General features: G+C 74.7%; 11 protein-coding genes. 7 read left to right on the forward strand and 4 right to left on the reverse strand.

Translation table 11 applies throughout. From position 1 onward, the window contains the following. Nucleotides 1-49: 49 nt before the first annotated feature. Both pdxA and ACFQRF_RS06715 read right to left on the reverse strand, forming a co-directional pair. The gene (gene pdxA / locus ACFQRF_RS06710) at nucleotides 50-1,048 is read right to left on the reverse strand and encodes a 4-hydroxythreonine-4-phosphate dehydrogenase PdxA (RefSeq protein ID WP_379869718.1); all 999 of its coding nucleotides are present in this window, start codon (nucleotides 1,046-1,048) and stop codon (nucleotides 50-52) included. After that, complete coding sequence (locus ACFQRF_RS06715; RefSeq protein ID WP_379869720.1) at nucleotides 1,045-2,346, reverse strand: four-carbon acid sugar kinase family protein; 1,302 nt, start codon at nucleotides 2,344-2,346, stop codon at nucleotides 1,045-1,047. Before ACFQRF_RS06715 ends, pdxA begins: the two co-directional genes overlap by 4 nt. Before the next feature lie 172 nt (nucleotides 2,347-2,518). On the opposite strand from ACFQRF_RS06715, the gene ACFQRF_RS06720 reads away from it, so the two are divergent. The 5 genes from ACFQRF_RS06720 (at nucleotide 2,519) to ACFQRF_RS06740 (ending at nucleotide 8,706) form a co-directional block, all read left to right on the forward strand. Then, nucleotides 2,519-3,523 carry an aldo/keto reductase gene (locus tag ACFQRF_RS06720; protein WP_379869722.1) on the forward strand — a complete coding sequence of 335 codons (1,005 nt, stop codon included), beginning with the start codon at nucleotides 2,519-2,521 and terminating at the stop codon, nucleotides 3,521-3,523. A 154-nt stretch (nucleotides 3,524-3,677) separates the two neighbouring features. After that, nucleotides 3,678-4,457, forward strand: a complete 780-nt coding sequence (locus tag ACFQRF_RS06725; protein WP_379869723.1) for an HpcH/HpaI aldolase family protein — start codon at nucleotides 3,678-3,680, stop codon at nucleotides 4,455-4,457. Nucleotides 4,458-4,721: 264 nt separating this feature from the next. Further along, nucleotides 4,722-6,128: an Nramp family divalent metal transporter gene (locus ACFQRF_RS06730; protein WP_379869725.1), complete on the forward strand. Its 1,407-nt coding sequence runs from the start codon at nucleotides 4,722-4,724 to the stop codon at nucleotides 6,126-6,128. 60 nt (nucleotides 6,129-6,188) lie between these two features. Continuing rightward, nucleotides 6,189-7,145, forward strand: coding sequence for a phosphoglycerate dehydrogenase (locus ACFQRF_RS06735; RefSeq protein ID WP_379869727.1), 957 nt, complete (start codon nucleotides 6,189-6,191; stop codon nucleotides 7,143-7,145). Between the two features lie 175 nt (nucleotides 7,146-7,320). Continuing rightward, nucleotides 7,321-8,706, forward strand: a complete 1,386-nt coding sequence (locus tag ACFQRF_RS06740; protein ID WP_379869729.1) for an APC family permease — start codon at nucleotides 7,321-7,323, stop codon at nucleotides 8,704-8,706. On the opposite strand, the gene ACFQRF_RS06745 is transcribed toward ACFQRF_RS06740, so the two are convergent. Beyond that, the gene (locus ACFQRF_RS06745) at nucleotides 8,703-10,061 is read right to left on the reverse strand and encodes a dihydrolipoyl dehydrogenase family protein (RefSeq protein ID WP_379869731.1); all 1,359 of its coding nucleotides are present in this window, start codon (nucleotides 10,059-10,061) and stop codon (nucleotides 8,703-8,705) included. The genes ACFQRF_RS06740 and ACFQRF_RS06745 overlap by 4 nt on opposite strands. Before the next feature lie 187 nt (nucleotides 10,062-10,248). Between ACFQRF_RS06745 and lhgO the strand changes: the two genes are divergently transcribed. Beyond that, entirely contained in the window at nucleotides 10,249-11,442 is a 1,194-nt protein-coding gene (lhgO, locus tag ACFQRF_RS06750; protein WP_379869732.1) for an L-2-hydroxyglutarate oxidase, read from the forward strand. Nucleotides 11,443-11,573: 131 nt separating this feature from the next. After that, complete coding sequence (locus ACFQRF_RS06755) at nucleotides 11,574-12,848, forward strand: endonuclease/exonuclease/phosphatase family protein (protein ID WP_379869734.1); 1,275 nt, start codon at nucleotides 11,574-11,576, stop codon at nucleotides 12,846-12,848. A 49-nt stretch (nucleotides 12,849-12,897) separates the two neighbouring features. Here the strand turns inward: ACFQRF_RS06755 and ACFQRF_RS06760 are convergent, their stop codons facing one another. After that, entirely contained in the window at nucleotides 12,898-13,107 is a 210-nt protein-coding gene (locus ACFQRF_RS06760; protein WP_379869736.1) for an Acb2/Tad1 domain-containing protein, read from the reverse strand. Nucleotides 13,108-13,159: the final 52 nt, after the last annotated feature.

Genomic DNA, 13,159 nt, shown 5'->3' on the forward strand with positions numbered 1-13,159 from the left:
CCGGCTGGGGCATCCCGCATGCCCCGGAAAGGGACGGAACGGACCGCTCCTATTCGGTGGGGCTGGGCGCCAGCGCGGCGGCCTGACGCAGTGCCTCGATCAGGCTGCGGTGGTCGGCCTTGCCCGTGCCGGCGATGTCGAACGCGGTGCCGTGATCCACGGAGGTGCGGATGACCGGCAGACCGACCGTGATGTTGACGCCGGCCTCCAGGCCGAGGATCTTCACCGGGCCGTGGCCCTGGTCGTGGTACATGGCGACCACGAGGTCGAAGTCGCCCCGCCCGGCGCGGAAGAACACCGTGTCCGCCGGCAGCGGCCCCTGCGCGTCGATGCCCTCGGCGCGGCACTCGGCGATGGCGGGTTCGATCTTCTCCGCTTCCTCGCCGCGGCCGAACAGGCCGTTCTCACCGGCGTGCGGGTTGATGCCGCACACGGCGATCCGGGGTTCGGCGATCCCGGCGTCGAGCAGGGTGCGGTGGCCGCGGCGGACCGTGCGGGCCACCAGGCCGGGGTCGATGAGCTCGATGGCGTCGATCAGGCCGATGTGCGTGGTGACGTGGATGACGCGCACCTTGGCGGTGGACAGCATCATCGACACCTCGGGCGTGCCCGTGAGGGCGGCCAGCAGTTCGGTGTGGCCGGGGTAGCGGCGGCCGGCCGCGTGCAGCGCCTCCTTGTTCAGCGGCGCGGTGCAGATGGCCTGCACCTCGCCGGCCACCGCAAGCTCGCAGGCGCGCCGCACGTACTGGTAGGCGGCCTCGCCCGCGACCGGGGAGAGCCGCCCGAACAGCAGGTCCGCGGGCAGCAGATCGAGGTCGATCACGTTGATCCGCCCGGGGCGGAACTCGGCCTCGGCCGGGGCGGCGACCGGCACGACCTCGACGCCGACACCGCAGATCCGGGCGGCCTCGGCGATCCGGGCGGCGTCGCCGACGACGATGGGGCGGCACCAGGACAGCACGTCGGGGCCGGCGAGTGCCTTGGCGGTGATCTCCGCGCCGATGCCGGCGCCGTCGCCCATGGTGACGGCGATGATGGGAGTGCTCAAAGGAGTGTCCTTCCGTCCCGGCAGAGCCGCACGGCGCGCGTGAGGGAGTCCGCGTCGCCGAAGCCGCCTGCCTTGGTGATGATGTGGCGCGGCGCCGCGCCGTCGGGCGCGCGCCGGCCGGCGCGCGCCGCACTGAGGACCGTCCCGGGTTCGAGTTCGGCGAGGACCTCCAGGCCGGTGACGCCCGCGGCCGGCAGTGCCGCGCGGGCGGTCTCGCCACCGGTGACGAGCACCAGGCCGGCGCCGGCCAGCGCGGTGCGGACGGCGTCGGCGAGCCGGCGGCACAGCCGCCGGGCCAGGTGCGGGCCGACCTGGCGGCCGGAATCGAGGCGGACGACGGTGTCGCCGTCGGCCGCCACGCCGGCCACCTTCGCGGCGACGGCCCGAAGGGCGGCGGCGTCCGCGGCCAGCAGGTCGTGCGGGTCGAGCGTGATGGTGGCGAACCCGGCGGCGGCCAGGGAGTCGGCCTGACCGCGGGCCACCGGGCTGGCGCTGCCCACGACGGCCAGCGCGCGGCCCGGTGGGAGAGCACCCCCGTGGCGGAACGGATCAGCACCGCCTCCGTGGCGGAACGGATCAGCACCGCCCGCGCCATCGCCGGGCGGGGCCGCGGCGCTGAGCCGCCGGGCGAGCGCGGCGGCGAGTCCGGCCGCGCCGGCCCACAGCGTCACGCCCTGTCCGGCGGCGGCGAGCCGGTCGAGATCGTCCTGGGTCTCGGCGTCGCAGATCAGGACGCGCGGGCGGCCGGGGTCGCGGAGCAGTGTCGCCCGCAACCGGCCGGGGTCGGCGCGCACGGCGGCGAGCGTGACACGTTCGGTGGGCAGCGGGGCGAGCAGCGCGGGGATGTTCTCCGGCGGCGGGGCGGGTTCGTTGGCCCAGGCGTCGGTGGTGTGCAGGGGACGGCCGTGGACGTGCTGGACGCCGTCGCGGGTGGTGCGGCCGGCGCGCGGGAAGGCGGGTGCGAGCACGAGGGGGCCGGGCCGTTCGGCCAGCAGTGCGGCGAGTTCGGCGCGCACCTGGCCGCGCAGGGTGGAGTCGACCTTCTTGACCACGGTGGTGGCCGGTCCGGTGCCGCGCAGCGCGGCACGCACGGCGGCGTCCGCCGCTTCGGCGTCACCGTGCCGGGTGTCGGTGTCGAGCACGGTGACGGCGGCCCCCGCCCCCGGGCCGCCGGGCGGCGGCCCGCCGTCGAGGTGGACGGTCACCGCCATGCCGTGCGTCCGGAAGGGGACCGACGCGTCGAGAGCGCCGGTGAGGTCGTCCGCCACCAGCAGCAGGTCGGTGTGCTCAGCCGGCATCGGACTCCTGATTCCCCGGGTGGTTCCGCGAACGGATCGAACGAAAAGCACGCTATCCACCTTGCGCGTTTCACGCAAGAGTGGCAGTGTGATGCGCGTTACGAGCACATTTCCGGGTCGCCTCGGGACCTGCGAGCACCCAGCGCACCGCGATGACAAGGAGTCCGATCTCATGACCGCCACCGATCCCGGCATCGGCCACGTGGACGTTCCGGGCACCGATCTGCGCGTTTCGCGCCTGGTGCTCGGCACCATGACGTTCGGGGCCCAGGTGGGCCATGACGACGCGGCGCGGATGCTCGACATCGCCGCCGACTCCGGCGTGACCATGCTGGACACCGCCAACGGCTACGCCGGGGGCGCGTCGGAGAGCATGATCGGCGACCTGCTCGCGGCGCGGCCCGGCCACCGCTTCCTGGTCGCCACCAAGGTCGGGATGCCCAACCCCGACGCCGGAGGTCTGCCACCGCTCTCTCCCGAGGCGATCCGCCGCTGCCTGGACGCCAGTCTGCGCCGACTGCGCCGCGACCACGTCGACGTCTACTACCTGCACCAGCCCGACCGCGCCACCCCGATGGCCGAGACGCTCGCCGAACTCGGCCGGCGGGCCGACGCGGGCAAGATCAGGTACGTGGGCGTCTCCAACTACGCGGCCTGGCAGATCGCCGAACTCCGGCACATCGCCGCCGGCGCCGGCCTGCCCGCCCCGGTGGTGTCCCAGCCGCTCTACAACCTGCTGAGCCGGCGCATCGAGGACGAGTACCAGGAGTTCACCCGCGGCGCCGGGATCACCGACATCGTGTACAACCCGCTGGGCGGCGGCATGCTCACCGGCAAGCACGTCTTCGAGGAGACCCCGGCGCAGGGCAGGTTCGGCACCGAGTCCGGGCTCGGCGAGATGTACCGGCAGCGCTACTGGAACCGCGAGCTCTTCGCGGCCGTGACGGAACTGGGCGAGATCGCCGCCGACGCCGGGCTGTCCCTGCCGGGCCTCGCCTTCCGGTGGCTGCTCGGCAACCCCGACGTGGGCGCGGTCCTGCTCGGCTCCTCCCGGGTCGAGCACCTGGCGTCCAACATCGAGGCCGCCGGGGGCGGGCCCCTCTCCGACGAGGTGCGCGCCGCCTGCGACGGTGTCTGGGGACGGCTGCGCGGCGTCGCGCCCGCGTACAACCGTTGATTCCGCGCGACGCCGGTCCCACGGGCGGGTGGCCCCGCTCCCCCGGACCGGCCGGACGACGCGGCGGCGCGACACCTCCCGGCCCGGGCGGCCGTGGAGCGGGAAATCTCAGCCCGAGCGGCTGCGGAGCCGGAAGAGAAAGGGACGAGTGAGCATGGGCGCCACGACAGCGGAGGACTTCACCGCCCGCCTGCGGCGGCGGGAACGGCTGGTCGGCTACTGGGTGGTCTGCGACAACCCGGTGGGCACCGAACGCATCGCGGGTCTCGGCTACGACTACGTGGGGATCGACGTGCAGCACGGGCTGCTCGACTACGCGGGGACGCTCTCCGCGCTCACCGCGGTCGACGCGCGCGGCCGGGCGGCCGGTGTCGTCCGGGTGCCGGCCAAGGACCCCGCCTGGGTCGGCCGGGCGCTGGACGCCGGCGCACGGGCGGTGATCGTCCCGCTCGTGGACTCCGCCGAGGAGGCGGCGGCGATGGTGCGCGCCACCCGGTACCCGCCGCACGGCATCCGCAGCTACGGCCCCATGCGCTCGGCGCTGCGGGTCGGGCCGGTGCCCGCGGAGGCCGACGACGCCGTGGCCTGCATCGTCATGATCGAGACCGCCGCCGCTCTCGACGCGGTGGAGGAGATCTGCGCGACCCCCGGCCTGGACGCCGTCTACGTCGGCCCCTCCGACCTCGCCCTCGCCCTGGGCGCGCGGTGGCCGGGCGATCCCGACGTCTCCGACGCCCTGCAGGACGCCATGAAGCGGGTCGCCGACGCCGCCGCGGCGGCCGGCATCGCGGCGGGCGCGCACAGCCCCGATGGAGCGACCGCCGTGCGGCGGTTCGAGACCGGCTTCACGTTCGCCACCATCGCCTCCGATCTCACGCACCTGGAACAGAGCGCCGCCGCGCATCTCGCGCAGGTCCGCCCCGCCGACTCCTGATCCACCGGGGCCGGGCCGCCGTCCCGGCCCGTTCCCCGGCCGCCGGGCCCGGTCCACCCCTTCCGGGCCCGGCGCGCCCGGTCCACCTCGCCGTTCCGCCGCGCGCCACCCGCGCCGGTGCTTCGCGGGCGACCGCCCGCTCTCCCACCGCCGCCGCCCGGCCGCGCCGCGTATCCCGCGCCCCCGCCGGCCGCGCGCCGCACGGGCCGCCGACGGACGCCGGCCCACACCCGCCGTCCCTCCTCCCCTCGTCCAGGAGCCCCTATGACCGCACAGACCCCCGTGTCCACCGCCGATGACCCGTACCGGGTGACCCGGGCCGACATCCAGGATCCGCCCGTCGGGCTGGTGCGCAGCCTGCGCTACCTCGGCCCGGGCATGCTGATGAGCGCGGCCGTGGTCGGATCCGGCGAGCTGATCGCCACCACCGCCCTCGGCGCCGAGGTGGGCTTCGCGCTGTTGTGGCTGGTCGTCTTCAGCACGCTGGTCAAGGTCGTCGTGCAGATGGAGCTGGCCCGCTGGACGATCCTCACCGGCACGCCCGCGCTGTCCGGCTACAACACCGTGCCGCCCCGGATCGGGCGGATCGGCTGGATCAACGTGCTCTGGATGATCATGGCGTGCGCCAAGATCCTGCAGCTCGGCGGGATCGTCGGCGGCGTCGCGGCGGCCTGCAGCCTGCTGTGGCCGATCGTCGGGGAACCGCTGAGCTTCACCTCCACCGCGGTGTGGACCGTCCTCCTGGTCGCCGTCACCATCGCCTGCATGTACACCAACCGCTACAGCCGGATCGAGCGCGTCGGCTTCGTCATGGTCGTCACGTTCACGGTCAGCATCGTGGTGATCGCCCTCGGGCTGCCGCTCACCCCGTTCGCCTACGACGCCGGGGACGTCGCCTCGGGCCTGTCGCTGGCGATCCCGGTGGGCGCGGTCGGCGCGGCCGTCGCGATGTTCGGCCTCACCGGTGTCGGCGCCGACGAGATGACCACCTACACCTACTGGTGCCTGGAGAAGGGGTACGCCCGCTGGGCCGGGCCGGCCGACGGCACCCCGGAGTGGCGGGACCGCGCGCGGGGCTGGATCAAGGTCATGCAGAAGGACGCCATGATGTCGTGGATCGTCTACACCTGCAGCACGATGTCGTTCTACGTGATGGGCGCGGCGATCCTGCACCCGCAGGGCCTGGTCCCCGAGGGCAACGACATGATCGTCACGCTGTCGCGGGTGTACACCGACGTGCTCGGCGAGTGGGCCAGCGTGCTGTTCCTCATCGGCGCGATCGCCGTGCTCGGCTCGACCATGTGGGCCTCCACCGCCAGCAACCCCCGGCTGTACACCAACATGCTCAGCCTGCTCGGCGTGCTCGACTGGCAGGACCCGCGCGCCCGGCAGCGCTCCATCCGGGTGCTGACCGTCCTGCTGCCCACCGTCTGGGGGCTGTCCTTCCTCTTCCTGCAGTCCCCGGTCCTGATGGTGCAGATCGGCGGGATCATGGGCGGGTGCTTCCTCGTCGCCGTGGTGGCGGCCGTCTGGTACCTGCGCCGCCGCGACATCGAGCCGGAGCTGCGCGGCGGGCCGTGGCTGGCCACGGCGCTGACGGTGAGCAGCGTCGCGATCTGCGCGCTCGGCGTGTACACCATCGCCCAGACCCTCGGTTTCGGGGTCGGCTGACCCCGGTCCCCGCCCGACCTTCCCGCCCCAGCGCCAGCAGACCAGCAGTCAGGAGCCACCGTGCCGGCCACCGTTCTCGTCACCACCCCCAGTTTCGGGCGCTTCTCCCCCGATCCCCGCGCCGTCCTGGAGACCGCCGGCTGCGTGGTCCGCGTGCCCGGGCCCCCCCACCCGCTGAGCGAGCGGCAGTTGCGCGAGAGCGCCGCTGATGCCGAGGCGCTGATCGTCGGCCTCGACCCGGTCACCGACGAGGTGCTGGCCGCCGCGCCCCGGCTGAAGGTGGTGGCCAAGCACGGGGTCGGGGTGGACAACATCGACGTGGCCGCGGCGGCCCGCCGCGGGATCCGCGTGGTCAACGCCCCGGCCACCAACACCGACGCGGTCGCCGACCTGGCGTTCGCGCTCATCCTGGCCTGCGCCCGGCAGGTGGTCGCGGGGCACGCCTCGGTCACCGGAGGCGGCTGGGGGCCGCTCTTCGGGCCGGAGCTCGCCGGCAAGACGCTCGGCGTCCTCGGCTACGGCCGCATCGGGCAGCAGGTGGCGCGGCGGGCGGCCGGGTTCCGGATGCGGGTCCTCGCCCACGACCCGTTCTGGCCGGACTCCGACATCGCCCGGGCCGGCGCGGTGCCGGCCGGCCTGGACGAGTGCGTCGCCGCGGCCGACGTCCTCACCCTGCACATGCCGGCCACGCCGGGCGCCCCGCCGGTGCTGTCCCGGGAGCGGCTGGCCACCATGAAGCCGCACGCGATCCTCGTCAACACCGCCCGCGGCGGGCTCGTCGACGAGGTGGCACTCGCCGAGATGCTGCACGCCGGCCGGCTCGGCGGGGCGGGCATGGACGTCTACGCCACCGAGCCGCCCGGGGACGGCCCCCTGGTGGGCGCGCCGCGGACCGTGCTGACCCCGCACATCGGCGCCTGCACGCACGAGGCGAACCGGGCGATGGGCACGACGGTCGCCGCCGACGTGGTCCGCGTCCTTCAGGGGCGGGAGCCCGAACACCCGGTGACCGTCTGACACCGGGCGCCCCCGGCGGCGCGCCCGGTGCGCTCCGCCGGGAGACCAGCGGAAACCGTAACGCGACCGTCACCCGTTGCGACCTCGTTCGGCGGCATTCTGGAAACGACCGCGAAACGCCCCGGGCGTAGCGGAACCCCGGGCCGTGGTCACGACCGGGACTGGGGGTGCGGTGATGACGGGAACCGCGCACGAGGACGCCGCCGCTCCGGCGGAGCGCCCCGGGCTCAAGCGGGCGATCGGCCCTGGCCTGCTGCTGCTCTTCGTCATCGGCGACATGCTGGGCACCGGCATCTACGCGCTGACCGGGCAGGTCGCCGCCGAGGTGGGCGGAGCGGTGTGGCTGCCGTTCCTCGTGGCCTTCGCCGTCGCGTTCCTGACCGCGTGCGCCTATCTGGAACTCGTGACCAAGTACCCGCGCGCGGCGGGAGCCGCCCTCTACGCGCACAAGGCGTTCGGGCTGCACTACCTGACGTTCATCGTCGCCTTCGCGGTCATGTGCTCGGGGCTGACCTCCTCGGCGAGCGCCGCCCGGGCGTTCGCCGGCAACCTCGACCGGGCGGCCGGCCTCGGCTGGGCGGACGCCGACGGCAACGGCGTGCTCATCACCGCCGTCGCGGTGGGGCTGCTGCTGCTCGTGGCGGCCGTGAACATCCGGGGCGTGGCCGAGGGCGTACGGCTGAACGTGGTGCTGACCTGCGTCGAGCTGTCCGGTCTCGTCATCATCGTCGTGGCCGGGATCGTGGCGCTCACCCGGGGCATGGGCGACTACGGCCAGCTCACCTCGTTCGCCCCGCCCGGGGGCGGCGCCGCGTTCACCGGGGTCACCGCCGCCGCGGCGCTCGCGTTCTTCGCGCTCGTCGGTTTCGAGGACTCGGTCAACATGGCCGAGGAGGTCCGCGAGCCGCACCGCACCTTCCCCCGTGTGCTGCTGCTGGGGATCGGCATCACCGCCGCGCTCTACGTCGTCGTCTCCACCATCGCCACCCTGGTGGTGCCGCTGGACCGGCTGTCGCAGGGCACCACACCGCTGCTCCAGGTGCTGACCGCGGTGGCACCGGCCTTCCCGGTGAGCGTGTTCGCGCTGATCACCATGGCCGCGGTCAGCAACACGGCGCTGCTCAACATGCTGATGGCCAGCCGGCTGCTGTACGGCCTGGCCGGCGAGCGGGTGCTGCCGGGAGTTCTCGGCGCGGTCCTGCGGCGGCGGCGCACCCCGTGGGTGGCGGTGCTGGTGAGCACGGCGATCGCGCTGGTGCTGGTGGCGACCGTGGACCTGGCCGTCCTGGGCGGCACGACGTCGTTCCTGCTGCTGTGCGTGTTCACGGTGGTGAACATCGCGGTGCTGGTGCTGCGCCGGGACCGGGTGGACCGCCCGCACTTCCGGGTGCCGGCGGCCGTTCCGGTCATCGGCGCGGTGGCGTGCGCGTTCCTGGCCAGCCCGATCTCGGGCCGCGACCCCGCCGTCTACCCGATCGCCGGGCTACTGCTCGCCGTCGGGACCCTGCTGTGGCTGCCCATGTGGCTGCTGCGCCGCCGGGCGGCCACGGACCCCGGCTAGAACTCCAGCCGCTCCGCCGCCAGCGCGTAACCCTCGCTGTACGTGGGGAACTGGGCGATCCCGTCATCGAGGCTGTCCACCGGCAGGCCGGCGCGGATGGCGAGCGCCGCCGTGTGGATCCACTCCCCCGACAGCGGCGCGACCGCCCACGCCCCCACGAGGGTGCGGCGGTCGCGGTCGGCGAGCAGGCCGAGCGTGCCGCGCGGCTCGGTCTCGTACGTCCACGGGCGGGCCAGGCTCGTGGGCAGGTCGACCTCGGCCGCCACCGTCTCGATCCCGGCCGCGGCGGCCTGGGCGGCGGTCAGCCCGACGGCCGCGATCTCCGGTTCGGCGAAGACCACGCGCGGCACGCCGGTGTAGTCGGCGCGGCGCTCGCGGCCGAGGATACCGTCGGCCACCAGCCGCCCCTGGTACTTGGCGACGTGCGTGAACAGCGCCACCCCGGTGACGTCACCGGCCGCCCACAGCCCGTCCGCGACCCGGCAGCGCTCGTCCACGGCCAGCCCCCGCTCGCCGGCCTCGACACCGACGTCGGCGAGCCCGAGGCCGTCGGTGCGGGGGCGCCGGCCCGCGCCGAGGATCACGACGTCGGTCTCCTCGCGGGTACCGTCGTCGAACTCCACGACCGTGCCGCCGCCCGCGCGGGCGGCTCGGCGGACCTGGGTGCCGGTGCGGACGTCGACGCCGTCGCGGCGCAGCCGCTCGGCCACCAGTTCGCCGACCCGGGGCTCCTCCCGGGTCAGCAGCCGGTCACCCCGCTGCGCGAGGACCACCCGCGTGCCCATTCCGGCCAGGAAGTACGCCAGTTCCACCCCCACGGCGCCGCCGCCGACCAGCACGGCGCGCTCCGGGATCTCGGTGAGCGTGGTGGCCTCCCGGTTGGTCCACACCTCGACCTCGTCCAGGCCCTCGATCGGCGGACGGACGGCGGCCGAGCCCGTGGCGATGACGACGTGCTCGGCGGTGAGCCGCTGACCGGCCACCTCGACGCGCCACGGGTCACGCCCGACCAGCCGGGCGGCGCCCCGGAGCACGGTCGCGCCGTTCTCCCGGTACTCGTCCACCTGCCGGGTGTCGTCGAGATGGCGGATCATCTGGTCGCGGTAGCCGCGCAGGCCCGCCCAGTCGAGGCCGGGCGAGCCCAGCCCGGCGGCTCCCCGTGCGCCGGAGCGCGCCTCGACCGGACGCAGCAGCGTCTTCGACGGGATGCACGCCCAGTAGCCGCACTCGCCGCCGATGAGCTCGCGCTCCACCACCGCGACCCGCCGGCCGGCGGCGAGCAGCCGGGAGGCGGCCACCTCGCCGCCGGGCCCCATGCCGATCACGACGACGTCGAACCTCGCGCTGTTCACCATGTTCACCTTGCGTCCCTTCTCCTCACACGCCGGGTGCCCCGGGCTCCCTACCCACGCGCCCGCCCGGCCACCCCGGACGGCGGAGCCGGACCTGCCCCGCGGCACCGGGGCACGGCACCGGCCGTTGCGCGATCGGGGCGTCCGATGCTTGCATGCCTCTGGGCGGCCGGGAACGTGAGGTGGGCGGGTGGAGGACTTCTGCGTGGTCGGGGGCGGGATCGTCGGGCTGGCGACGGCGATGCGGCTCCTGGAGCTCCGTCCGGGGGCGAGCCTGGTCCTGCTGGAGAAGGAGGACCGGCTCGGCGTGCACCAGACCGGGCACAACAGCGGCGTGATCCACTCGGGCATCTACTACCCGCCGGGCAGCCTGAAGGCCGAGTACTGCCGCCGTGGCGCGCGGATGACCAAGGAGTTCTGCGCCGAGCACGCGATCCCCTTCGACGAGTGCGGCAAGCTCCTGGTCGCCACCTCGCCGGTCGAGCTCGACCGGCTGGACGCGCTGCGTGAGCGCGCCGCGCGGAACGGACTGGCGGTGCGGCGGCTGGACGGTGGCGAGCTGCGCGAGCGCGAGCCCATGGTGCGCGGCCTGGGCGCGCTGCTCGTTCCGTCCACCGGCATCGTGGACTACCGGCGGGTGGCGCGGGCGATGGGCGAGGTGGTCCGGGCGCGCGGTGGCCGCGTGGAGCTGGGCGCCGAGGTGACCGCCATCGCGGAGTCGCCGTCCGGGGTGCGGGTGACGGCCGGTGGGCGCTCGTGGTCCTGCCGGCGGCTGGTGGTCTGCGGCGGGCTGCAGTCGGACCGGCTGGCCCGCATGGCGGGGCTGCGGATCGGCCTGCGGATCGTGCCGTTCCGCGGCGAGTACTACCGGCTGCCGGCACACCGCCGCGGGATCGTCCGGCACCTGGTGTACCCGGTGCCGGACCCGCGGCTGCCGTTCCTCGGGGTGCACCTCAGCCCCACGATCGACGGCGGAGTCACAGTGGGCCCCAACGCGGTGCTCGGGCTCGCCCGCGAGGGCTACCCCAAGTTCTCGGTGCGGCCACGCGACGTGCTCGACTACGCGGCGTTCCCCGGCCTGTGGCGGCTGGCGCGCACCCACCTGGGCACCGCAGCACGCGAGGTGCGCGACTCGCTGTGGAAGCGCGGCTACCTGCGGGCCTGCCGCGCGTACTGCCCGGACCTGACCCTCGCGGACCTGCTGCCGATGGAGGCCGGGATCCGCGCACAGGCGGTGCTGCGGGACGGCGGCCTCGCGCACGACTTCCTGATCGAGCGGACCGACCGTATGGTGCACCTGCTCAACGCGCCGTCACCGGCCGCGACCTCGGCCCTGCCGATCGGCGCGGCCGTCGCCGAGCACTGTGTGCGCACCGCGGCCTGACACGCGGCCGCCGTTCCCCGGGGGCCGCCCCGGTTCACCCCCGGGTCATCCCATGGACCGGAGTACTTCGCCCGGCCAGGCTAGAACTCCCCCATCCCCCGTCCCACCCCCCGATCCGGAAGGACCCCCGCATGCGGTTGCCCAGACCGTCCCGTCGCTCCGCCCGCCGGCTCTCCGCCGCGCTCGCGGCCGGAGCGCTCGTGCTCACCGCGTCCCCGGCCGTGGCCGACACCGGCCGCGGCTCCCACGATTCCGGCCCGCGCGGCACCGTCCGGTTCGCCACGTTCAACGCGTCGCTGAACCGCGCCGCCGAGGGCCGGCTCGTCGAGGACCTGTCCACCGGCGACAACGCCCAGGCCCGCACGGTGGCCGAGATCATCCAGCGCAGCCGCCCCGACGTGCTGCTGGTGAACGAGTTCGACTACGACGCCGACGGAACCGGCGCCGCGCTCTTCCAGCGCAACTACCTCTCGGTCGGCCAGGGCGGGGCCGAGCCGATCGAGTACCCGTACCGCTACACGGCGCCGAGCAACACCGGCGTCGCGTCCGGCTTCGACCTGAACAACGACGGCCGGGCCGTCACGGAGCCGGGCCGGCCGGGGTACGGCGACGACGCGCTCGGATTCGGCGAGTTCCCGGGCCAGTACGGGATGGTGGTGTACTCGCGGTTCCCGATCGAGGAGTCCGCCATCCGGACGTTCCAGAACTTCCGCTGGGCCGACATGCCCGGCGCCCGGCTGCCGGCCGACCCCGAGACCGGCGAGCCGTTCTACGGCGAGGACGAGCTGGCCGTGCTGCCGCTGTCGTCCAAGAGCCACTGGGACCTGCCGATCCGGATCGGCCGTGACACGGTGCACTTCCTGGTCAGCCACCCGACCCCGCCGAGCTTCGACGGGCCGGAGCGGCGCAACGTCCGGCGCAACCACGACGAGATCCGGCTGTGGGCCGACTACGTGCGGCCGGGGGCCGGCGGCTACATCTACGACGACGAGGGCCACCGGGGTGGCCTGCCGGCGGGCGAGCGGTTCGTCATCGCCGGCGACCTCAACGCCGACCCCAACGACGGCAACGGCGAGCCCGGCGCCATCCGCCAGCTCCTGGAGCACCCGCGGGTGAACGACGCGCGGCCCCCGGCCAGCGAGGGCGCGGTCGAGGCGTCCGCGGACCAGGGCGGGGCCAACGCCGCGCACGTGACCGACCCGGCGCTGGACACGGCCGACTTCGCCGACGAGCCCGGGCCGGGCAACCTGCGCGTCGACTACGTGCTGCCGTCCCGGAGCCTGCGGACGGCCGGCGGCGGCGTGTTCTGGCCGCCCTCCGCCGACCCGCTGTCCCGGCTGACCGGGGAGTACCCCTTCCCTGGCTCCGACCACCGGCTGGTGTGGCTGGACGTCCGGTCCCGCTGACCGTGCGCTCGGCGGTGCCCCGGGTCTCCCACCCCGGGGCACCGCCCGTTCAGCCCCGCCGCTCGATGGCGGCGTCCGCCCAGAACATGGCCTCCTCGATCCGGGTGATCGCCTGATCCTTCTCCCGGCCATCGGGCAGCAGGTCGGCGAGCTGCTCCGCCAGCCGATGGCACGCGGTGCGGACCTCGTCGTGCTGCCCGGCGCGGTCCAGGTCGGCCCGGCGGGGCGTGAAACGCCGGCCGATCTCGTCGCGATGCATGCGGGCCTCCCGTCGTCGGTGTCCGGGGTTCGCCCCTGGTCCTACCCGCATG

It is taken from the genome of Marinactinospora rubrisoli, from assembly GCF_042664915.1.
Taxonomy (GTDB): domain Bacteria; phylum Actinomycetota; class Actinomycetes; order Streptosporangiales; family Streptosporangiaceae; genus Marinitenerispora; species Marinitenerispora rubrisoli.

Excerpts from the sequence above, each read along its gene's own strand:
- ACFQRF_RS06760 (WP_379869736.1), bottom strand. The coding sequence starts at position 13,107 with ATGCATCGCGACGAGATCGGCCGGCGTTTCACGCCCCGCCGGGCCGAC.
- ACFQRF_RS06730 (WP_379869725.1), top strand. The coding sequence starts at position 4,722 with ATGACCGCACAGACCCCCGTGTCCACCGCCGATGACCCGTACCGGGTG.
- ACFQRF_RS06745 (WP_379869731.1), bottom strand. The coding sequence starts at position 10,061 with ATGGTGAACAGCGCGAGGTTCGACGTCGTCGTGATCGGCATGGGGCCC.
- ACFQRF_RS06755 (WP_379869734.1), top strand. The coding sequence starts at position 11,574 with ATGCGGTTGCCCAGACCGTCCCGTCGCTCCGCCCGCCGGCTCTCCGCC.
- ACFQRF_RS06725 (WP_379869723.1), top strand. The coding sequence starts at position 3,678 with ATGGGCGCCACGACAGCGGAGGACTTCACCGCCCGCCTGCGGCGGCGG.
- ACFQRF_RS06740 (WP_379869729.1), top strand. The coding sequence starts at position 7,321 with ATGACGGGAACCGCGCACGAGGACGCCGCCGCTCCGGCGGAGCGCCCC.
- ACFQRF_RS06715 (WP_379869720.1), bottom strand. The coding sequence starts at position 2,346 with ATGCCGGCTGAGCACACCGACCTGCTGCTGGTGGCGGACGACCTCACC.
- ACFQRF_RS06720 (WP_379869722.1), top strand. The coding sequence starts at position 2,519 with ATGACCGCCACCGATCCCGGCATCGGCCACGTGGACGTTCCGGGCACC.